Annotated in this window: 21 protein-coding genes; 10 read left to right on the forward strand and 11 right to left on the reverse strand. The window is 64.1% G+C overall.

Going from position 1 to position 21,293, the window contains the following annotated elements:
• Positions 1-120: 120 nt before the first annotated feature.
• On the reverse strand, positions 121-1,332 hold the full coding sequence (gene glp / locus RX331_RS17950) for a gephyrin-like molybdotransferase Glp (RefSeq protein ID WP_317257776.1): 1,212 nt from the start codon (positions 1,330-1,332) through the stop codon (positions 121-123).
• A 12-nt stretch (positions 1,333-1,344) separates the two neighbouring features.
• Positions 1,345-1,971 carry an HAD family phosphatase gene (locus RX331_RS17955; RefSeq protein ID WP_317257777.1) on the reverse strand — a complete coding sequence of 209 codons (627 nt, stop codon included), beginning with the start codon at positions 1,969-1,971 and terminating at the stop codon, positions 1,345-1,347.
• A gap of 121 nt (positions 1,972-2,092) precedes the next feature.
• On the opposite strand from RX331_RS17955, the gene RX331_RS17960 reads away from it, so the two are divergent.
• Positions 2,093-2,398 carry a hypothetical protein gene (locus tag RX331_RS17960; protein WP_317257778.1) on the forward strand — a complete coding sequence of 102 codons (306 nt, stop codon included), beginning with the start codon at positions 2,093-2,095 and terminating at the stop codon, positions 2,396-2,398.
• Positions 2,399-2,427: 29 nt separating this feature from the next.
• Here the strand turns inward: RX331_RS17960 and RX331_RS17965 are convergent, their stop codons facing one another.
• Entirely contained in the window at positions 2,428-2,910 is a 483-nt protein-coding gene (locus RX331_RS17965; RefSeq protein WP_317257779.1) for a GNAT family N-acetyltransferase, read from the reverse strand.
• A gap of 273 nt (positions 2,911-3,183) precedes the next feature.
• Between RX331_RS17965 and RX331_RS17970 the strand changes: the two genes are divergently transcribed.
• The 3 genes from RX331_RS17970 (at position 3,184) to RX331_RS17980 (ending at position 6,343) form a co-directional block, all read left to right on the forward strand.
• Positions 3,184-4,515, forward strand: coding sequence for a S41 family peptidase (locus RX331_RS17970; RefSeq protein WP_317257780.1), 1,332 nt, complete (start codon positions 3,184-3,186; stop codon positions 4,513-4,515).
• Positions 4,516-4,711: 196 nt separating this feature from the next.
• Positions 4,712-5,002, forward strand: a complete 291-nt coding sequence (locus tag RX331_RS17975; RefSeq protein WP_317257781.1) for a hypothetical protein — start codon at positions 4,712-4,714, stop codon at positions 5,000-5,002.
• A 237-nt stretch (positions 5,003-5,239) separates the two neighbouring features.
• Positions 5,240-6,343 carry a hypothetical protein gene (locus tag RX331_RS17980; RefSeq protein ID WP_317257782.1) on the forward strand — a complete coding sequence of 368 codons (1,104 nt, stop codon included), beginning with the start codon at positions 5,240-5,242 and terminating at the stop codon, positions 6,341-6,343.
• Between the two features lie 478 nt (positions 6,344-6,821).
• Here RX331_RS17980 and RX331_RS17985 read toward each other — a convergent pair whose 3' ends face one another.
• A complete protein-coding gene (locus RX331_RS17985; protein ID WP_317257783.1) occupies positions 6,822-7,490 on the reverse strand; it encodes a TetR/AcrR family transcriptional regulator in 669 nt (222 codons plus the stop codon).
• A 131-nt stretch (positions 7,491-7,621) separates the two neighbouring features.
• On the opposite strand from RX331_RS17985, the gene RX331_RS17990 reads away from it, so the two are divergent.
• From RX331_RS17990 to RX331_RS18015, 6 genes are all read left to right on the forward strand, one after another.
• Positions 7,622-8,455 carry a sugar phosphate isomerase/epimerase family protein gene (locus RX331_RS17990; RefSeq protein WP_317257784.1) on the forward strand — a complete coding sequence of 278 codons (834 nt, stop codon included), beginning with the start codon at positions 7,622-7,624 and terminating at the stop codon, positions 8,453-8,455.
• A 16-nt stretch (positions 8,456-8,471) separates the two neighbouring features.
• Positions 8,472-9,557 carry a Gfo/Idh/MocA family oxidoreductase gene (locus RX331_RS17995; protein ID WP_317257785.1) on the forward strand — a complete coding sequence of 362 codons (1,086 nt, stop codon included), beginning with the start codon at positions 8,472-8,474 and terminating at the stop codon, positions 9,555-9,557.
• A gap of 76 nt (positions 9,558-9,633) precedes the next feature.
• Positions 9,634-10,302 (forward strand): amino acid ABC transporter permease, encoded by a 669-nt coding sequence (locus tag RX331_RS18000; RefSeq protein ID WP_317257786.1) that lies wholly within the window; start codon positions 9,634-9,636, stop codon positions 10,300-10,302.
• An 8-nt stretch (positions 10,303-10,310) separates the two neighbouring features.
• The gene (locus RX331_RS18005; RefSeq protein WP_317257787.1) at positions 10,311-10,952 is read left to right on the forward strand and encodes an amino acid ABC transporter permease; all 642 of its coding nucleotides are present in this window, start codon (positions 10,311-10,313) and stop codon (positions 10,950-10,952) included.
• A gap of 28 nt (positions 10,953-10,980) precedes the next feature.
• Complete coding sequence (locus tag RX331_RS18010; protein WP_317257788.1) at positions 10,981-11,817, forward strand: transporter substrate-binding domain-containing protein; 837 nt, start codon at positions 10,981-10,983, stop codon at positions 11,815-11,817.
• 11 nt (positions 11,818-11,828) lie between these two features.
• A complete protein-coding gene (locus RX331_RS18015; RefSeq protein ID WP_317257789.1) occupies positions 11,829-12,587 on the forward strand; it encodes an amino acid ABC transporter ATP-binding protein in 759 nt (252 codons plus the stop codon).
• A gap of 307 nt (positions 12,588-12,894) precedes the next feature.
• Here RX331_RS18015 and RX331_RS18020 read toward each other — a convergent pair whose 3' ends face one another.
• The 7 genes from RX331_RS18020 to RX331_RS18050 form a co-directional block, all read right to left on the reverse strand.
• Positions 12,895-15,627 (reverse strand): EAL domain-containing protein, encoded by a 2,733-nt coding sequence (locus RX331_RS18020; protein WP_317257790.1) that lies wholly within the window; start codon positions 15,625-15,627, stop codon positions 12,895-12,897.
• 247 nt (positions 15,628-15,874) lie between these two features.
• On the reverse strand, positions 15,875-16,144 hold the full coding sequence (locus tag RX331_RS18025) for a hypothetical protein (RefSeq protein ID WP_317257791.1): 270 nt from the start codon (positions 16,142-16,144) through the stop codon (positions 15,875-15,877).
• Between the two features lie 191 nt (positions 16,145-16,335).
• Positions 16,336-16,599: a hypothetical protein gene (locus RX331_RS18030; RefSeq protein WP_317257792.1), complete on the reverse strand. Its 264-nt coding sequence runs from the start codon at positions 16,597-16,599 to the stop codon at positions 16,336-16,338.
• A 118-nt stretch (positions 16,600-16,717) separates the two neighbouring features.
• Positions 16,718-17,221 (reverse strand): cyclic pyranopterin monophosphate synthase MoaC, encoded by a 504-nt coding sequence (gene moaC / locus RX331_RS18035; RefSeq protein WP_317257793.1) that lies wholly within the window; start codon positions 17,219-17,221, stop codon positions 16,718-16,720.
• Between the two features lie 3 nt (positions 17,222-17,224).
• A complete protein-coding gene (gene trpC, locus RX331_RS18040) occupies positions 17,225-18,046 on the reverse strand; it encodes an indole-3-glycerol phosphate synthase TrpC (RefSeq protein ID WP_317257794.1) in 822 nt (273 codons plus the stop codon).
• A gap of 15 nt (positions 18,047-18,061) precedes the next feature.
• Positions 18,062-19,075, reverse strand: a complete 1,014-nt coding sequence (gene trpD / locus RX331_RS18045) for an anthranilate phosphoribosyltransferase (RefSeq protein ID WP_317257795.1) — start codon at positions 19,073-19,075, stop codon at positions 18,062-18,064.
• An 83-nt stretch (positions 19,076-19,158) separates the two neighbouring features.
• Positions 19,159-21,060, reverse strand: a complete 1,902-nt coding sequence (locus tag RX331_RS18050; RefSeq protein ID WP_317257796.1) for a peptidylprolyl isomerase — start codon at positions 21,058-21,060, stop codon at positions 19,159-19,161.
• Positions 21,061-21,293 lie beyond the last annotated feature (233 nt).

Below are 21,293 nucleotides of genomic sequence, written 5' to 3' on the forward strand. Positions count from 1 at the left end.
AGAGACACTAGCGCTCGAAACAAATCATGAACGGACACTATATGTTCGATATGTGTTCCGCAACCACTTAATTTCAGGTGAACGCATTGGCGATAGCGGCCGGATGCGCCGTTCGGCGCGTCATTCCGGCAGGCGCAGAAGCTCGCAACGCGACCCCTTCACGGCGGCCGGCGCGAATGGCGGACGTATCACAAGTGCCCGTGCCGCAGCGAGATTCCCGAGCAGTGAGGAGTCCTGGTGGGTGACCGGCACGGCCGTCAGCGTGCCGTCCTCGTGCTCTTCCAGGCGGGCGCGAAGATAATCTTCGCGCTGGTCGTTGGCGGCGAGGTCGCGGCCCAAAACGGCGCCTTCCCTGACGTGATGGACGTGGTCGCGGCCCGATAAAGCGCGAATCAGCGGCACCAGGAACAGGAATCCGCAGACATAGGAAGAGACGGGATTGCCGGGCAGGCCGATCACCCGCATCGAGCCGAGCCTGCCATGCATCATCGGCTTGCCCGGCCGCATCGCGATCCGCCAAAAGGCCATGGTCGTCCCTTCGGCTTCGAGCGACTGCTTGACGAGGTCATGGTCCCCGACGGACGCCCCGCCCATGGTAATCAGGACATCCGCGTTGGACTCGTTGGCACGGCGGATACCTTCCGTGGTGGCGGCAACGGTGTCGGCGGCCAGGCCGAGATCGACGACCTCGGCGCCCTCCGCCCGCGCCAGCGCGCGCAAGCCATAGCCGTTGGAGTAGACGATCTGGCCGGGGCCGGGGATCGTGCCGGGCATGACCAACTCGTCGCCTGTGCCCAGCACGGCCACTTTCGGGCGGCGGTGCACGGCGACTTCCGGATAGTTCATGCCGGCGGCGAGCGACAGGTCGCGGTCGGAGAGGCGGCGCCCGCGCTTCAGCAGCACGTCACCCTCACGGAAATCGACGCCGGCGGCGCGGATATGCCGCCCGGGGACGGCGGCTTCGGTGATGGTGATATGATCGCCGTCGACAGCCGTGTCTTCCTGGATGATGACGGCGTCGGCGCCGTCTGGGATGACGCCGCCGGTGAAAATTCGCACCGCTTCGCCGCGGCCGACCTTCCGTTCGAACGGGCGGCCAGCGGCGACCTCGCCGATCACTTTGAGCCGGGCGGAGAGATCGGCGGCATCCGTTGCGCGCACCGCATAGCCGTCCATCGCCGACATCGCCTCAGGCGGCTGGGTCCGCCGCGCCGCGACGTCGCGCGCCAGCACGCGGTGATGGGCGGCGTCCAGCGCGACCATTTCCTCGGGCAGGGGATCGGCGCCATCAAGGATCGCGGACAATGCATCGGCAACCGGCATCAAGGCCACGGGCAGACCTCCCTAAATTCCAAGTGCGGTCAGTGCCCTTGCCACGTCATCCGTCGATGTCACGTGGATGGCAGAAAGGCCGCGCGCCCGCGCGCCTTCGATATTGGCGGCTGAATCGTCGAAGAACAGGATCCGCGAGGCCGGCACGCCGATCGCTTTTATCACATGATCATAGGCTTCGGCGTCGGGTTTGCGCAAACCGATGCTCGAGGACAGGAAGATCTCGCGGAAGTGGCTGAGGACATCAGTATAGGCCCGCGAGAAATGCGCGACATGGGCCGGATTGGTATTGGAAAAGGCATAGAGCGGCAGGCGCCGCGCCGCACCGGCGAGAAGCGGGGCAATGCCGGGCATCTCGCCGGTGAAGATCGCGTTCCAGCCTTCCAGGAATTGGGCGTCCGTGATGGTGATGCCGAGCGACTGGCGCAGGTTTGCGAAGAACGCGGCGTCGTCGATCCGGCCGATCTCGTGATGCTTGAAACTGTCGTCGACAATGAAGCGCGCGGCGAGGTCAACAGGCGTGCAGCCCGCATGGCCTGCCCAGCACGCCATCACGCGGTCGAAGCTGATATCGAGCACGACGCGGCCGAGGTCGAACAACAGGACGTCGGCGGAGTGGGGCGCTGGCGGCGAATTCATGGCAGTCGTTTACAAAACTGATTGGGCATGGGCAACGGCTCGGACTGATTTCCGCTCGATCCGGCATTTAAGCCGGTCCGCGAGCTGTGCTAAGCGTTGGGTCAAAACAGGGAGTGGTGGCATGAAAATCGTGGGCAGAATTTTGAGCGCGACCGTTGTGATTGCATTCTTGGCTGGTCCCGCCTGGGGTCAGCAGGCCCGTCCTCCCGCCTACGGCGAGACCGACAAGGACAAGACGCCGGCCGAAATAAGGGCCGAGAAGGACGCCGAGCGGGCCTACCAGAGATCGCTCGGCAACATTCCCCAGCAGCAGAAGAGCGATCCCTGGGGAACGATGCGCGGCGACAGCGCCCCGCCGAAAGGCGCCGCCAAGGCGCCGGCACCCGGCAAGCCAAAGGCCAAATCCGCCGAAGGCGCGGCAAAGTAAGCAAAGTCCTTAAAGCCCGCATGGCCGGGCTATATGATCCGCTTCTCGAAGAACACGCTGCTCGCGATGGATTGTGGTGCCATCTTCGCATAGGCGCCGAACGCCGGACATTCCCGGAATCCCGTTCGTACATAGAGCCGCATCGCCGCGATCTGCCGGTCTCCCGTCTCCAGACGCAGCACGGTGAGGCCGGCATGGCGGACCTCGGCTTCGATGCGGGCCAGGATGGCGTCCGCAACGCCCTGTCCCCGCGCGGTGTGCCGCACGTACATGCGCTTGACCTCCGCGAAATCGGGAAAGAGGAAGACGCCGCCGCAGCCAACCGCCGCTCCGCGCAGTCTTGCGAGGAAGAATCGGACGTCCGGTTGAAAAATCGCGTCGAGCGTCAGGCCATGACGCTGCTCAGGCGAGTACTCCGCGGAGAGCACAGCCTCCAACTCACCGACGAGTGAGCGCACCTCGTCGGTCGCGGTCAGCGCAGGTTCGATCTGCACTTCGTTGCTATCAGCCATGACTGCCCCTTCGAACCGCGGAACCCGGCCGGGTCGATCCTACATTTGCACTCGATTAGGAAACTCAGCAAATGCGGTCGGCTTTCGGTGAGAAAATGTTCCTGTTTCGGGTGAATCGGATCAATTCGAGGCCGATAAGGGCTCCTTGAGGCCGTATTGCCCCGGGCGGGCATGCCTTGATCCGACCAAAAAGCCATTGTGTGTTGGCGGTGCCGGGACAGGGGCGCTGATTCAGGGGAATCGTGGGCGTCCGTTAGGGAAGGGACGCCCCATATGCGCAGGAATTTCGCCTTTCTTCTCGGCACGGTGACGGGTGTGTGTCTGACCCTTGTCGTGGCCGGACCACAGGGCGCCAATCTGGTCGCGGCGGCAAAGGCCGCGGCCCGTTCCGACACCTACAACCAGCTCAATCTGTTCGGCAGCGTGTTCGAACGGGTCAAGACCAGCTATGTCGAAAAGCCGGACGATTCCAAGCTGATGGAAGGCGCCATTAACGGCATGATCTCCGCGCTCGATCCTCATTCGCGCTACATGAATGAGAAAGGCTGGAGCGACATGCAGGAGACCACCCATGGCGAGTTCGGCGGGCTCGGCATCGAGGTCACGATGGAAGACGGCCTCGTCAAGGTGGTGACGCCGATCGACGATACGCCGGCGGCAAAGGCGGGCGTGCTGTCGGGCGACGTTATCACCCAGATCGACGACGAGGCGATTCAGGGTATGAGCCTCGAACAGGCGGTGAGCCGGATGAAGGGCCCGGCTAACAGCAAGATCCGGCTGAAGGTCGTGCGCAAGGGCGCCGCGCCGATCGAGGTTGCGATCGTGCGCGAGATCATCCGGGTGCGTCCGGTCAAATTCCGCACCGACGGCGGCGATATCGGCTACATCAGGATCACCCGTTTCAACGAGCAGACCACCGACGGCCTGAAAAAGGCGCTGGCCAACATCTCCAAGGAGATCCCGGCCGACAAGCTGGCGGGCTACGTCATCGACCTCCGCAACAATCCCGGCGGACTGCTCGACCAGGCGGTGTCGGTGTCGAGCGCCTTCATGAACCGGGGCGAGGTGGTTTCCACCCGCGGCCGCACCGCGGAGGAAACCCAGCGCTTCACCGCCCGCGGCGGCGACATCACCAAGGGCAAGCCGCTCGTCGTGCTGATCAACGGCGGCTCGGCCTCGGCGTCCGAGATCGTCGCTGGCGCGCTGCGCGATCACAAGCGCGCCACCCTGATCGGCACGCGCACCTTCGGCAAGGGCTCGGTACAGACCATCATTCCGCTCGGGCCGGGCAACGGCGCGCTGGCGCTGACCACGGCCCGTTACTTCACCCCATCAGGCCGCTCGATCCAGGCCCAGGGCATCGCGCCCGACATCGAGGTGCTGCAGGACGTGCCCGATGAATTCAAGGGCCGCGCCGATCTGAAGGGCGAAGCCTCGATGCGCGGCCATCTTGCCGCCGAGGGCACCGAGCAGACCGGCTCGCAGGCCTATGTTCCGCCGAACGAGAAGGATGACAAGGCGCTGACCGCGGCCTTCAACCTGCTGCGCGGCGTCACCGTGAATGCGAACGGTCCGGCGATGGCCAAGCGCGCGGTGCCGAACTGACGGGCGGCGGATGCGTTTCGGTGACTTGCCGCAAGGCGCGGACACAAAATCTCGAAAACAACCCCATGCACAGTAGAATGGGTCTGCTTTTCTGAGCTGCCGCACGGTTCCTGCGCGCTTCCTTCTTCATAATTCGGTCTGGAAACCATCGCGATCTCGCGCGTTGTGCCGAGGACAAGCCATGGGAGGATAGCGCATGCGAACCTCAATTTTCGCCATCATGATCGCTTTCGGAGCCGCTGGCGCCATGCCGGCACTGGCCCAGCAATCGACAACGCCCGGCCAGCAGCAGATTCAATCCCAGAAGCAAATGCAGGAGGAAGCGGACAAGGGCATCAAGACCCGCGCCTCCGGCGAATCCGGATTTGTGGGAGAGCAGCAAAAGCCGGGGTCTGCAGCGCATGCGCCCGGGCAACCCAATCCGAGCAGCCAGACCACGACAGGTGCGGGCACCGGCCCGGGCTCTGAGACCAGCAGTCCACGCTAGCTAAAGTTCCGATCTGTAGGTCGATTAGCGGAACGGTCAATAAACGATCAGCAATCGCGGGATCGACGCGATCGCTGGTCTGATTCCCTGCTCTGGTTATTGCATCAGCAAGGGCGTCTGGCGAACCGAAAAGCGTCACTTCGTTTGAAACCTGATCTCCGTTCGGGCCGTACTTCGGCACGGCGTGATTTTCATCGCGCCGGTTCCCGCCCGATTGCGTGTTCAAACGGAGTTGCCATGTCGAAGAAACGGATTTTGCTCACCCTGATCCTGTCCCTCGGTTCGACCGGCGCCCTGCAAGCCAATCCGCTGGATTCGCCCGGCATCGTCTATATCGACGGGAAGCCGTGCAACAGCGCCTGCCAATCCTACATGGCGTGGTCGGCACAGTCCTTGTCCGGCCGATACCGCGAGCAGCACGAGACAAATGTTGCGGTTCCCGCCGACGCGGAAATAGAACGACCGCGGCATGCTGGTCCGGCACGCGTCGGAAGACAGCCGGCGCGGGTCTCTCGTGCAGCGCCGCGCGCGGCTGCTGCCGCGTCGAAAGCGAGGACGTCGAATACCAGGAAGGCCGCAGCTCCCAATCCTCCGGCCGCCCGCAAGGGCGTTCAGGCCGCCTCGGCCGCGGCCGCAGCCAAGCCGATCGCGCAAAGCGAGGCGCCAGAGGGTAGACCGGAAGGCATCAGCAAGCCGGAGCCGAGCCAGACCGCGGCCGTTACGCTGCCGCGATCCGCGGAAGTTTCCAAGGAGAGCGTCAAGGAGACCGTAACGCCCGAGCTCGCCTTGCCGCCACCCGCTACGCTCGAGATTGCCGCGCGGGCGACGCCTGCGGCCACCACCAGCAATGAGGCTCCCGCACCGGCGCCGCGGACCATCCAGCAGCAGGTCGTTGAAGCGACCGGTATGGCCGATCTCGTCACCGCGATCGGGACGGGACAGGCGCCGGCCGACAAATCGGCCAATCCGGAAACTGCGTCCGGTGAGATCAAGGATGCCGGCAAGGCGGCAGCCGCATCGTCTGAGGACGCCGACAACCTGGTGGCGCTTGTGCTGGCGCGTCCCGAAATCAATTCGCTGTCCGACCTCAACAACCGCAACATCGCGATCGAGGAGAAGCAATCCGCATCGAGCGGCCGTGTCAGCGCCGCCCTCATGGCGGCAGGCGCCCCCGAGGTCCAGTTCAGCGAAGGCCAGCAAGGGGCCGTCGACCGCTTGATCCGCGGCGAAGTGCCTGCTGCGGTGCTGACACTGGCCTCGCCGCAGGCCGCCGAATGGTTTCCCGATATCGCGGGCTTCAGAACGTTCCGCGTTCCGCTCGCACAGAAGGCGCGGCTCTAATGTTTATATCAATTGAATTGCTGCCTTAACCACGGCACGCATAGTCGCGCCTCAGTCTCCGCGGAGTCATAGATTCAGCAATCGGGACCTGACGGCCCCCATGCGCCATCTTGTTCCTCGCTCGCTTCCCCGATGGGGCTATCCGGATCGTCATTGGGTAGCAGGGCGGAGAGCCACTGCCTTTGATATGTGTACGCTCCATCCGGTCGACGCGAAATCAAGACGCGCATGATTCGAGCCCCAGTTTAGGAGCGTAAATCACAGGGGTCTGCCCAATCGCAACGCTTCCGGCTCAACTCCGGCCAGCGCTTACGGGCAGAAGCGGACATCAACCTCACGACTACCCCTGCTGAAACCGTCGAAAATAACCCAAAGCCGACATGGAGTCGGCCTAGACTGCCTCCGGCTTCTATCCCGATTCAGACTTGCGAATGACCGGATGTCGGCTTGAGCCACGGCGCTCTATCACCTACGCCGTTCAGGCCTTGCGCACATAGCGCCAGAGCAGGTCGGCGATCTCGGCCCGGCGTCGCGTCCTTGCTTTTGACGATGACATGTCCCAGGCAAATTGCGCCTCGAAGGTATGGCGGTTGGCGACCGAGAAGAAGCTCAGGGCGTTGAGCGTCATGTGCAGTTCGACCGGGTCGATCTCGGGACGGATCACGCCGCCTGCAACGCCGTGCGCGAGCAGTTTTGCGATCTGGTTGATGCTCGGCTGCGTCATCTCCTTCAGTCTCTGGCTGACGCCGATATGGCGGCCGCGATGGATGTTCTCGATGGAGACAAGGCGGACGAATTCGGGATTCGCGTGGTGGAAGTCGAAGGTGAATTCGGCAAGCCTGCGGATCGCGGCTTCAGGCGTCAGTGCCTCGAGATGAAGGTCCTCTTCTGCAGCGCGCATCTTGGCATAGGCCATTTCGAGCACGGCGGTGAAAAGCTCTTCCTTTGAGTTGAAGTAGTAGAAGATCAGCCGCTTGGTGATGTTGGCGCGGGCGGCGATGGCATCGGTGTTGCCGCCGGACAGGCCGTTCTCGGCAAATTCCTCGAACGCGATGTCGAGGATCTCCTGCCGCGTTCGCTCGCGGTCGCGCCGCTTGATCGGCGCAGGTTTTGCGGCCCTTGCGGGCTGCTTTTTTACGCTTGGCATCTGGCCGTTCGGTCCTTCGCTGGCGGCCGCAGGCCGCCTCAAACCATCTATAGCCCATCCGGAGGCACTTGACATCAATTATCCTGCCGGGTAATTAATAATTAACCTATAGATTAATTAGCCAGGCGACAATGATCCGGCTCGGCCTTGCCCATCTCACCGCATTGGAGCTCGCGCCATCGTCGCTTGTCAGGGAAGCTGCGCGTGCCGGCTTCGCCGCGGTGGGATTGCGCTACATCCCGGCAACGAGCGATGGGCCGGCCTATCCAACCGCGGTCGGCACCGAGGCCCACCGCACGCTCAAACGCTTGCTGGCTGGCGAAGGCGTGCGGGTCAGCGATATCGAGCTGGTTCAGCTCACACCCGACATCGACATCGCTGCGCTTGCGGACCGTCTGGAGGCGGGAGCCGATCTCGGCGCTGCCTCCGTCATCGCTTCGGGCGACGACCCGGATCAGGCGCGGCTCACTGCCCGTTTTGCAAAACTCTGTCAGCTCGCCGCGTCCTTCGGCCTGCGCGTCGAACTTGAATTCATGCGCTGGCGCGCGATCGGCAACCTGTGGCAAGCCGCTGCCATTGTGCGCGACGCAGATCAATCGAACGGCGGTATCCTGGTCGACGCATTGCATCTGACGCGCTCGGGCGGCGCGGCTGCCGAACTGCTTGTGCTTCCCGACCAGTGGCTGCGCAGCGCGCAGCTCTGCGACGCCACCGCAGAATCGCCGGCGACGGAGCGCGCCATCATCGCTGAGGCGCGCGAGGGACGGCTGCCGCCGGGCGACGGCGCCTTGCCGCTCGGCGCGCTCCTGGAGGCGCTTCCCGCCGACACCAACCTCAGCGTCGAGATGCCGATGCCGGCGCTTGACGCAAGAGAACGGATCGCAATGGCTTTTAACGCAACCAGGCACCTGCTCGAAGGACGGCCGCGCGCCACACGTCGCCGCGACTGCAGCGGCTGGGCCTGACCAGGAAATGCATGACATGACGAAAATCAGGATTGGCGTGATCGGCGCGGGGTTGATCGGACGCAAGCATCTGCGCAAGATCGCCGAGCACGGCGACTGCGAGCTCGTCGGCATCGCCGACGTCAATGCCGATCAGGTCGCAGCCGAACAGCCCGGCGCGCGCGTCTTCGCGGATTACCGCAAGATGCTCGACGAGGCGCGGCCGGAGGCGGTGATCATTGCCTCGCCCAACCAGCTTCACGCCGAAAACGGCATCGCCTGCGCACGCGCCGGCATCCACATCCTGATCGAAAAGCCGGTCACCGACACGCTGGAGACCGCCGGCAGCCTGATCGCGGAAGTGCGCAAGGCCGGCGTCAAATCGGTGGTCGGGCACCATCGCCGCCATCATATGCAGGTGAAGACGCTGAAGGCGCTGCTGTCCGAGGGCCGCATTGGCGACGTCGTCGGCGTCTCCGCCATCTGGGCCACGCACAAGCCGGAAAACTATTTCAAGATCGCGCCGTGGCGGTCGCAGGCCGGTGGCGGGCCGATCCTGATCAACCTGATCCACGAGATCGACTTCTTGCGCTTCACGCTCGGCGAGGTCACGGCAGTGGAGGCCATCGCCGCCAATCGCCAGCGCGGCTTCGCGATCGAGGACACCGCCGTTGCGCTGATCGCGTTCGAGAGCGGGGCGCTTGGTACCTTCTTCCTCAGCGACTGCGCGGTGACTCCCTGGACGACCGAGCAGGGCCTCGGCGAGGCGCCGGAATTCCCGTTCAGCGGACAGAGCAGCTACCGCATCATGGGCCGCCGCGGCGCGATGGAATATCCGAGTCTCACACAGTGGACGCAGGAGGGCGGTGCGCAGGACTGGAACAGGCCGATCCAGGCGCAGGCCAACCATACGGCGTCGATCGATCCCTACGTCGCCCAACTCGATCATTTCCGCGATGTCATCCGCGACGTCACGCCCTCGCTACAAACGGTCGAGGACGGCGCGCGAAGCCTGCTGGTGACGCTCGCGATTGCAGAAGCCGCCAATTCGGGGCGGCGCATCGATCTACGCGAACGCTATGCGGCGCTCGCGACGGAACAAGGCAGTAAGCAAGGGACGTAGAAACGCTTTCGCTATCGGCGATCAAACGTGAACGGACCAAGCCCCACCAAGAGGGCGGTCCGGAGGGAGGAGCCAGATGAACTACCGGTTCGACTTCGGACCCGTATTCGAGGGTCTGCCTGACCTGCTGTGGGGCTGCGCCGGCACGCTTGGCCTCGCGCTTTCAGGCATGGCGCTGGCACTCGTCATCGGCATCAGCGGCGTGCTGCTGCGCGATTCCCGCGTGCCTGTGCTACGCTGGCTCGTCATATCGTTCGTCGAAGCTATCAGGAACACGCCGTTCCTCGGCCAGATCTACTTCATCTTCTTCGCCCTGCCGATGGTAGGCATCCGGCTCGATCCGACGCTGACCGCGATCATCGCGCTCGGCGTCAACGGCGGCGCCTATGCGATCGAGATCATCCGCGGCGGCGTGCAGTCGATCAACAAGGGGCAGATCGAGGCGGGCCTCGCGCTCGGCCTGAGCAGGCCTTTGATATTCCGCCTGATCATCCTGAAGCCGGCGTTGCGCGCGATCTATCCCTCGCTGACCAGCCAATTCATCATGCTGACGCTGACCACGAGCATCGCTTCCGCGATATCGGCCTATGAGCTGACCTCGGTCGGACAGGCGATCGAGACCAACACGTTCCGCAGCTTCGAGGTCTACGGCGTCGTCACACTGCTCTATCTCGCGATGTCCTGGATGCTGATGCAGATGTTCGCGCGGATCAACGCGCGCTTCCTCAGCTATCCCCTGAAGTGAGGCCGGCCATGGACAAGAACCAGCTCCTGTTCCTGCTCGGCGGTCTCAAATGGACGCTCGCGCTGTCCGCCATCGGCTTCGTGCTCGGCTCGGTCGCAGGCCTCGGCGTCGCGCTCGCGCGAACCTCGCCACGGCGCTGGCTCGAACGCGCCACCGCCGCCTACATCGCGCTTTTCCAGGGCACGCCGCTGCTGATGCAGCTCTTCGTCGTCTATTACGGCCTGGCGCTCGCCGGGCTGAAGCTCGATCCCTGGGTCTCCGTCGCGATCGGCTTCACGCTGCATGCCAGCGCCTTCCTCGGCGAAATCTGGCGCGGCTCGATCGAAGCCGTGCCGCGTGGCCAGGTCGAGGCGGCCAAGGCGCTCAGCCTCAACTACGTCGACCGGATGAAGGACGTTGTGCTGCCGCAGGCGATCCGCATCTCGCTGCCGGCGACGATCGGGTTCCTGGTACAGTTGATCAAGGGGACCTCGCTTGCCGCCATCATCGGCTTCACCGAGCTGATGCGCGCCGGCACGATCGTCTCCAATCAGAACTTCAAGCCGCTGCTCGTGCTCGGCTTGGTCTGCGCGCTCTACTTCGCGCTGTGCTGGCCGCTTTCGCTCTACGGCGCGTGGCTCGAGCGGCGGCTCGTCACGGCTTCACGCTGAGAATTTCAACACACCAGAGGAGGAAAACATGACAAGAACGACGCAATTCAATCGCCGCCACATGCTGGCACTCGGAGCCGGCGCGATCGCCGCACCCTTCGTGCTGCCGCGGGCCGCCTATGCCGTGACGCCGGAGGAGATCAAGGCACGCGGCAAGGTGCTGATCGGAATCCAGGGCGATAACCCGCCCTGGGGCTTTGTCAATTCATCGGGCAAACAGGAAGGGCTGGATGCCGACCTCTCCGAGCTGTTCGCGAAGGAGCTTGGTGTACAAGCGGAGTTCACGCCATTGGCGGTCGCCAATCGCATCCCGGCGCTGACCTCCGGGCGCGTCGATATTCTGTTTGCGACCATGGCGATGCTGCCCGAGCGAGCAAAAGCGGTGCAATTCTCAAAACCCTATGGCGCCAACATCATCACTTTCATCGCGCCGAAGGAGATGGAGATCAAGTCGCCGGCCGACATGGGCAAATACGTTATCGGCGTCGCGCGCGGTAGCGTGCAGGACACCGACGTGACCAAGGCGGCGCCTCCCGGCACCATCATCCGCCGCTTCGACGGCGATGCGCCGACGATGCAGGCGCTGTTGTCCGGCCAGGTGCAGGCGGTCGGCGGCAACATCTTCTACGTTCCGCGTCTCAACGAATCCAAGCCCGGCGTTTACGAGAACAAGCTGGAATTCACGAAGCTCTACAACGGCGCCTGCACGCGGCTCGGCGAGAAGGACATCAACGCCTTCGTCAATGGCTTCATCGACAAGATCATCGCTAGCGGCGAATGGGCCAGGATCTATCCAAAGTGGATGAACAACCCGCTGCCGACATTCCCCGACAGCATCCCCGGCATCCCCTTCACCGCCAGCTAATGGAGATCACCATGCCGGTCGCAGCCTCGGCAGAGCCGATGATTGCAATGCGCGGTGTCAACAAATGGTACGGCACCTACCAGGTGCTGACAGACGTCAATCTGGCGGTCCGTGCCGGCGAGAAAATCGTTCTGTGCGGGCCGTCCGGATCGGGTAAGTCTACGTTGATCCGCTGCATCAACGCGCTCGAAACCTGTCAGAAGGGCGAGATCGTCGTCGACGGCGTCCATCTCGGCGCGCAGGGCAAGGCGATCGATGCGGTGCGCCGCGAGGTCGGCATGGTGTTCCAGCAGTTCAACCTGTTTCCGCACATGACGGTGGTGGAGAACTGCACGCTGGCGCCGATCCGTTCCCGCGGCACGCCGCGCGCGCAAGCCGAGGAGACCGCGCGACGGCTGCTCGACCGCGTCAAGATCCTCAATCAGGCAGACAAATACCCAGCGCAATTGTCCGGCGGCCAGCAGCAGCGCGCGGCGATTGCGCGGGCGCTCTGCCTGGAGCCGAAAGTGATGCTTTTCGACGAGCCGACCTCGGCGCTCGACCCGGAAATGGTCAAGGAGGTGCTCGACACCATGATCGGCCTCGCAACTGACGGCATGACGATGATCTGCGTCACCCATGAAATGGGATTCGCCCGCCAGGTCGCCGACCGCGTGATCTTCATGGCGGACGGCCGGATCGTGGAAGAGGCGGAGCCGGAGACTTTCTTCAAGGCCCCGCAGAACGAGCGGACCAGGAAGTTTTTAGGCGAGATTCTACCCCTTCATTGACTACCATCGGCATCCTTCAAGGTCCGCTTCTGGGCCCCATCGCGGACATTTGCTGCGCTTGCGTAAAAGAGGTCGGTATCGGAGAAGCGGACTTCGCCGCCGGTTATGAGTACACGGCCTGGTGAAGTATGGAATGCAAGTTACTGAGCGGGCACGTTATCCTCTTCTACTCCACCAAGGACGCTTACGGGAATTTTCGAACTTCGCGGCGTTCCGATCGAAATCGACGGTCAGACATGGCCGACTTCGGAGCACTATTGCGCTCGCACAGAAGGCGCGGCTCTAGCGCTGTTACACAGCGTAACGGCTAAGCCGAACGCGCCTCGCTCTTCCGCTTGCGTGGGCGGACCTGGGCGGCCGCCTCGGGGTGCGGCAAGTACTTGGAAAACATCCGTCTGATCTCGGCCGCCGGTTTCGGCGGGCTGAACAGATAGCCCTGGATTTCCGAGCAGCCGAGCTCGCGCAGCAATTCGCGCTGCTGTTCGGTCTCGACGCCTTCGGCCGTCGTCGTCATGTGGCGTTCGGCGGCGATGTTGACCACTGCCTGCACGATGCAGGACGAGCCTTCCGGCTCGGCGATGTCTGATATGAAGCAGCGGTCGATCTTGATCTTGTCGAACGGGAAACGCTGCAGATAGCTCAGCGAGGAGTAGCCGGTGCCGAAATCGTCGAGCGCGATGCGGACGCCGATGGCGCGAAGGTCGTGCAGCACCGCAAGCGCCGCTTCGTCGTCGCGGATCAGAACCGCCTCGGTGATCTCGAGCTCGAGTCGGCTGGAGGCGAGGCCGGATTCGGCGAGCGCCGCCATCACCTTGAGCGCCAGCGTGCCGCTCCTGAACTGGATCGGAGAAACGTTGACCGCGAGCCTGATATTGCCGGGCCAGCTCGCCGCTTCCTTGCAGGCCGTGGTCAGCACCCATTCGCCAAGCTGGTTGATCAGGCCAGTATCCTCGGCGAGCGGGATGAACTCGGCCGGCGAGATCATGCCGCGCTGCGGATGACGCCAGCGCACCAGGGCCTCGCAGCCGGTGATCGTGTTGGTCTGAAGGCCAAGACAAGGCTGGTAGTAGACCTCGAAGCCGCCGTCGACGAGCGCCTGCCGGAGGTCCATCTCCAGGCTGCGGCGGGCGCGGACTTCGGCTTCCATGTCGGCTTCGAAGAAGCGATAGGTGCGGCGGCCGGCGGCCTTGGCGGCATACATCGCCAGATCCGCGTTCTTCAGGATCTGGTCAATGTCGGTGCCGTCCTGCGGCGCCAGCGCGATGCCGATGCTGGCGTCGGTGGTGACCTGATGGCCGAGGCACTGGTAGGGCGAGCGGATCGCCTCGAAGATGCGGCTGACCAGCATCATCACGTCGTCGGTGTCCTCGATGCCGGTCTGCACGATGGCGAACTCGTCGCCGCCGAGCCGGGCCACGAAATCGCTCTTGCGCGTGCAAGCCGCGAGGCTGGCTGCGACCGATTTCAGGAGTTCGTCGCCGATCATGTGCCCGAGCGAATCGTTGACGCTCTTGAATTCGTCGATGTCGATGTAGAGCACGGCGAGCTGCCGGCCGGGGGCGAGGTGGGACAATTCGCGCTTGAGCCGTTCATGGAATAGCGTGCGGTTGGGCAGGTCGGTCAGCGCATCGTAATGGGCGAGGTGGGTGATGCGTTCCTCGGCGCGGCGCCGCTCGGTGATGTCTTCATGGGTCGCCAGCCAGCCCCCGTCCGCCACCGGCTCGTTGACGACCTGGATCGAGCGTCCGTCCGGTGTCGAGATCACCATGACGTTGCGGTGCGTGACGTCGCGCAGCACCGTGTCGAGGTAATGATCGATGTCGCCAACGAAGGAGCCGGTCTCCTTGCGGTGGGCGATCACCTCGCGGAAGCTGCAGCCCGGCTTCACCACGTCGGCCGACAGGCCGTACATTTCCAGATATCGCTTGTTGCAGATGATCAGTTGCTGCTTTGAATCGAACAGCAGCAGGCCCTGCGTCATGTTGTTGACGGCGGTATCGAGACGCTGCTTTTCCAGGGTCAGCCGCTGTTTCGACGCGCGATGCTGATGCGAAAGCTTGCGGACGACGAGAAACAGCAACGCGGCGATCGCCACCACCGCAAGCCCGGTGACGGCGACCAGGATTGCGATCTGCTCGCGCCAGTCGGCGAGCGCTGCCGACGTCGTGGTCGAGGCAATGATCACGATCGGGAAATTCGTCAGCGCGCGCGAGGCGATCAGCCGGTCCTCGCCGTCGATCGGGCTTTTGAGGCGTGAGGTGCTGCGCGGCAGCTCGAAGATCTGCCGCTGGGCGGCCGGTCCGTTCCTGAAGTTCTTGCCGATCAGGTCGGCCACATGCGGGTAACGGGCCAGCAGCGTGCCGTCGCTGTGATGCATGGCGATGGTGGCGCCGGGGCCGAGTGCGACGGTGGCGAAGAATTTTTCGAAATTGGCGGGTTCGATGCCCCGTCCGATGATGCCAAGGAATTCGCCCTTGGGGCTCGTGACCTTGCGTGCGATCACCGTGGTCCAGGCGCCGGTAATGCGGCTGTAGACCGGATCGACCAGCATTTCCGGCGAGTGCGGGCTGGACTTGAAGGTTCGGAAGTAGGTGCGGTCAGTGGCGCTGACGACCGGCGTTGGCCAGGCGGCGGACGCATTGATCAGGTTGCCGTCCGCATCGAAGATGTTGATGCCGCCGACATAGGACAATGCTTCGAGCTTGGATCTCAGCATCAGATGGATGTCATGGCTGGACATCCGGCGCTTGTAGTTCTCGACCGTCGCGATCCCGTTGGATCGCATGAATGCGATCAGATCCTTCTGGACGACCTGGAAATCTTCGAGCTGCTGGTCGAAATGACGAGCGAGCAGCAGGACGGTGTTTTCCAGTTCGCGCTCGCTGTTGCGCAGCGCGCGCTCACGGAAATTGCCAGCCAGGATCGTCGCGCCGATCGCGATCATGGCGATCAGGAGGGTGCCTCCCAGGATCAACCAGCGGATCGGGCCGCCGCGAAAGGCGGACGCGATCCTCAATGAACTGACACCGGTCGAAGCCATGAATGCGATCGTTGCCGGGAATTGAATCGCCGGAAGCGGCGTTCTCCCAAGCCGGCCTCCACTTCGATACCGTGCCGAGATGGAATTGGCGTTAGGAAGCGTGGTTAATGAATGGTTGCCTGGTGGTGGGAGTTTCCGTCGGCAACCGCAAGGACGCGCGCCGACCGGCGATGGAAACCGGCGAGAGGCCGTTGCGCTTCAAGACCAGCGGACCGGGTATTGCAGATGCCGACCCAATCCGAACTGATTAATGGACGCGCGTTGCGGACGTGCGTGCCCGCTTCTTCGGGCCAACGCCGGCCGTCTGAGAGCCGTCCGGCCCGGCGTAGCCCTGCTTGAGGCGCAGCCAGGAGTCTCCGGTGTAGGGATTGCCCGGGCCTTTGTTCGTGCAATTGGCGTTGGGATAGAAGAAGGCGCAATAGCCGGGTTCGCTCATGACCTGCTGTGCTGTCGCGGGTCCCGTGATCAACGCCAACGCCAACGCCACCGCTGTACCAAGAAGCCTGTACATCGCCATCGCTTTGCTCCTTGTGAGGGTCTCGCAAGAAGCAACCCCAGCATTGTGGGCTCATTCCTCGCGGCCAGTGTCACGCAAGCGTGAACGCCGCAAACGGCAAGGCTGCGTGCCGCCCGACGACGGAGCCCGGCGACAGGCCGGTACGCTTGAAGACAGCGGACCGGGTAGATGCACCGGTCACTGCGGACTGATCAGCGGACGCGCGTTGCGGATGTGCGTGCCCGCTTCTTCGCGACAACGCCGGGCGCCTGAAAGCCGTCCTGCTTGGCGTGGTCTTGCTTGAGGCGCAGCCAGGCGTCCCCGCTGTAGGGGTTCCCCGGGCCCTCGTTCGTGCAATTGGCGTTGGGATAAAAGAAGGCGCAATAGCCGGGTTCCTCAATGACGTGCTGTGCCGTCGCAGGCCCCGCGATCAGCGCCAGCGCCGCCGCCGCACCAAGAAGCCTGTACATCGCCATTGCATTGCTCCTTGTGAGCGTCTCGCAACAAGCAACCCCGGCAACATGAGTTCATTCATCGCTGCCGGGGTCACGCCAGTGTGAATGCTGCCGAGCCTGCTCAGGTCATTGGCCCCGTTCAAGGCTTGGCGCGATAATGGCCGGACTTGCCACCGAGCTTCTCGACGAGGTGAATGCCTTCGATGCGAACGCCGCGTTCGACCGCCTTGATCATGTCGTAGATCGTCAGGCACGCGACCGACACCGCGGTCAGTGCTTCCATCTCGACCCCGGTCGGCCCGGTGACCTTGACGGTGGCGCGGACGAGGCAGCCGGGAAGCTTCTTCTCAGGCGTGATGTCGACGGTCACTTTGGAAAGCGCCAGCGGATGGCACAGCGGGATCAATTCGGACGTGCGCTTGGCCGCCATAATGCCGGCGATCCGCGCGGTGCCGAGCACGTCTCCCTTCTTGGCATTGCCTGAGATGATCAGGTCGAGCGTCGCCTTTGTCATGACGACGCGGCCCTCGGCGACGGCGGTGCGCTCGGTCGCCGGCTTCTGGGAGACGTCGACCATCCGCGCTTCACCTGATGTGTCGATATGGGTGAGGGCGGCGCCGCCTTTGGAAGCCTTGCGCGCCATCTGCTAGCCGGTTCCGGTAGCGCGCGGCGCCGGAGCGCGCGCCAGCAGCGCGCGGGTCGCCGCCGTCACGTCGGCCTGCCGCATCAAGCTTTCGCCGACCAGGAAGGTCGACATGCCGACGCGTTCAAGGCGGGCGAGATCATCAGGCGTGAAGATGCCGCTTTCGCCGACCATCAGGCGATCGTGGGGGATCAGCGGCGCCAGTGCCTCGCTGGTCGCGAGCGTCGTCTCGAAGGTGCGCAGGTTGCGGTTGTTGACGCCGATCATCGGCGAGCGAAGTTTTAGCGCGCGGTCGAGTTCGGCGCGGTCATGAATCTCGATCAGCACGTCCATGCCGAGCGCCATCGCGGCGTCCTCGATATCCTTGGCAGTGGCGTCGTCGAGCGCGGCCATGATGATCAGGATGCAGTCCGCGCCAAACGCGCGGGCTTCCACCACCTGATAGGTGTCGAACAGAAAGTCCTTGCGCAGCACCGGCAGATTGGTCGCCGCGCGCGCCGCCACCATGAAATCGAGATGGCCCTGGAACGAGGGCGCGTCGGTCAATACGGAAAGGCACGCCGCGCCGCCGGCCTCGTAGGCTTTTGCAAGAACAGGCGGATCGAAATCGGCGCGGATCAGCCCCTTGGACGGCGAGGCCTTCTTCACCTCCGCGATCAGCGCGTAATCGCCACGGGCGAGCTTTTCCCGGATCGCGCGCACAAAGCCGCGCGGCGGCGAGGCCGCCTTGGCGCGCGCTTCGACGTCGGAAAGCGGATGCGCCTTCTTGGCGGCCGCGATTTCCTCTCGCTTGTAGGTCTCGATCTTGGTCAGGATATCGGACATCTGACGCCTTTCGGATCAGCCGCGGGAGACCGCGATCAGGTGCTTCAGCCGTGCGGCCGCGGCCCCACTGTCGAGCGACTTCGCGCCGATCGCAACGCCGTCCCTGAGGGTCTTGGCGCGGCCGGCCACGATCAGCGCCGCCGCGGCGTTGAGCAGCGCGACGTCGCGGTAGGGGCTCGGATGGCCGTTGAGCACGCTTTGCAGGGCGAGCGCGTTGGCGTCGGCATCGCCGCCCCTGAGCGCATCGACATTGCAGCAGGTGAGGCCGGCGTCCTCCGGCTTCACCTCGAACGTGGTGATCTTGCCGCCATCAAGGCTGGCGACGAAGCTCGGGCCGGTGAGGGTGATTTCGTCGAGCCCATCGGAGCCATGCACGACCCAGACGGATTCGGAGCCGAGATTTTTCAAAACCTGCGCCAGCGGCTGCACCCAGTGCCGGGAGAACACCCCGACCATCTGCCGCCTGACGCCGGCGGGATTGGAGAGCGGGCCGAGCAGGTTGAAGATGGTGCGGGTGGCGAGCTCGACGCGGGTCGGGCCGACATTCTTCATCGCCGGATGATGCGCCGGCGCGAACATGAAGCCGATGCCGGCCTCGGCCACGCAGCGACCGACCTGCTCGGGGGTGAGGTCGATCTTGACGCCGAGCGAGGCCAGCACGTCCGCCGCGCCGGAGCGCGAGGACAGAGCGCGGTTGCCATGCTTGGCGACCGGCACGCCGGCGCCGGCAACGATGAAGGCGGCGCAGGTCGAGACGTTGACCGACCCCGAGCCGTCGCCGCCGGTGCCGACCACGTCGACGGCATCGTCAGGCGCCTTGACCCGCAACATCTTGCCGCGCATCGCCGACACCGCCCCGGTGATCTCGTCGACGGTTTCGCCGCGAACGCGGAGCGCCATCAGCAGGCCGCCCATCTGCGAGGGCGTCGCCTCGCCGGACATCATGGCATCGAAGGCGGTGGCCGATTCTTCACGCGACAACGTCGCGCCCGTGGCGACTTTTCCGATGATAGATTTCAGGTCGTCCATCGCTTGGCTTTCAAAATCGCGGCCTCATCCTGCGAGGGGCGGCCAGGTGGCCGCCCCTTGGTATGAGAGGCGTGTCATTATGCTCAATTGTTGGCGCCCGTCACCTGCGCGAAGGCGGCCTGGTTGATCGAGGTGCCGATCTCGGACTCGATCTTCGCCACATATTGCGCGAGCTGTTCGTCGCTCAGGCTGCGCTGCAGCGTGTCCTTCAGCCGCTTGAATTCCTCGGAGGCGGTGTCGACCGGCGGCACCGTCACGTCGGTGATGCGGAAGACGATCCACTCGCTGCCGCCGGCGCCCGGCGTCTGGCCGACGCCGTCCTTCGGGGTGCGGAACGCCGCCGTGACGGCAGCGCTCGGCACACCCGAAAGCGAGGCGTCGCGGCGGAAGCCGGTCGCGGTCTCGACCTTGGCGCCGGCTGCGGCCGCTTCGGTGGCAAGGCTGCTGCCTTGCTCGACCTTCTGCACCATCTCGGTGGCCTTCGCGCGGAGCTTGTTCGAGATCTGGTCTTCGCGCCACTTCGCCTCGACCTGCGCGCGGACCTCGTCGAGCGGCCGCTCGCGCGAGGGCGTGATGCCGAGCACGTCGTACCAGGCATAGCCGCCGGCGAACTGAATTGGCTCGTTGTCGACGCCGACATCGCTGTTGAAGGCCTGCGAGACCACGTCGAGGCCGCGCGGGATGTTGGCGACAGGCTGGCCGTCGGGATTGCGGCCCGAGCGGTCGACGGCTTCGATCGTGACCGGGGTCAGGCCGAGCTTTTGCGCGGACTCGACCAGATTGGCGCCGCCGCTGCGCTCGTCTTCCATCTTATTCTGCATCTCGTTGACGTTGGCGCGGGCGCGTTCGGTCGAGATCTCCTTCTTGATCTGGGCGGCGAGGCTTTCATAGGTCGGTGTCACGCCCGGCTCGATCTTGCCGACCTTGACCAGGGCGACGCCGAAGCGGCCCTGCACCGGCTGGCTGACTTCGCCCGAAGCCAGCGAGAACGCCGCATCCGCAATCGCCGGATCGATGATCGCGTTCTTGGCGATCAGGCCGAGATCGACGTCGGCGAGGTTGAGGTTGCGCTCCTTAGCGACGTCGTCGAACGACGTTCCTGAGGTGATGCGGCCGCGCGCGGCCTGCGCTTCGCTCTCGTTCTGGAAGAACATCTGCGAGACTTCGCGCTTTTCCGGCGTGCCGAACCGATCGCGGCGTTGCTCGAAAACTTTCTTCGCGTCCTCGTCGGAGACCTCGATCGATTTGCCGAGCTCTTCGGGGCTGATCACGACGAACGACAATTTGCGGTATTCGGGCGCGCGGAACTGGGTCTTGCGATCCTCGAAATAGGCGGCCAGCGCCTCGGGCGAGGGCGGGTCGATCGTCCCGGCCTGCGCGGCGTCGAGCTTGACGTATTCCATGGAGCGCTGCTCGTTCTGGAAGCGCGTCAGGGCATCGACCAGCACCTTCGGCGGCTCGAGCCCGGCCGAGACGGTGCCGGCGATCTGGCGCCGTAGCCCGACGCGCCGCTGCTCGCTCAGATAGCGCTGCTCGGTGTAGCCAAACTGCCGGATCGTGGCCTGGAAGCGCTGCGGGTCAAACTTGCCGCCCAGCCCCTGGAAATTCGGATCGTTGTAGATCAGCCGCATGATCTCTTCCTGCGACTGCGCCAGCCCCATGCGCCGGGCTTCCTCGTCGAGTGCCGCTTCGGCAATCGTCTGCCGCAGCACCTGCCGATCAAGCCCGAAGGCGCGGGCCTGTTCGGAGGTCAGGGGACGGCCGAAGCTGCGGCCGAGTTGCTGCAGCTTCTCGGTGTAGATCTGGCGGAATTGATCCGTCGAAATCTCGATCTTGCCGACCTTGGCAAGCGACGACTGGCCGAATCCCTTGAAGATGTCGGCAATGCCCCACACTGCGAAACTGACAATCAAGACGCCCATCACGGTGGCCATGACAATCTTGCCGAGCCAGTTTGATGAGGCTTTCCGCATTCCTCGAAGCATGGGTCCAACTTGTTTTTTAAGGAGAGGGGAACCGGGTCGTACCTGCGGGAATTCGGTTCAGGACCGAATCCACAACAAGGCATCACCAAGTTGAAAACGCATCATAAAGTGGCAAAAGGCCCCCCGCAACCTCGACCAAATGGGCGAATTGAAGCGGTTAATGGCGCCGATATTGCCCGCCCGGTATCTGGAACTGGCCGCGCGCCTCTGCTAGCGCATCTGCAACGCTGATT

The organism is Bradyrhizobium sp. BWA-3-5 (assembly GCF_032917985.1).
In the GTDB taxonomy this organism is placed as follows: Bacteria; Pseudomonadota; Alphaproteobacteria; order Rhizobiales; family Xanthobacteraceae; genus Bradyrhizobium.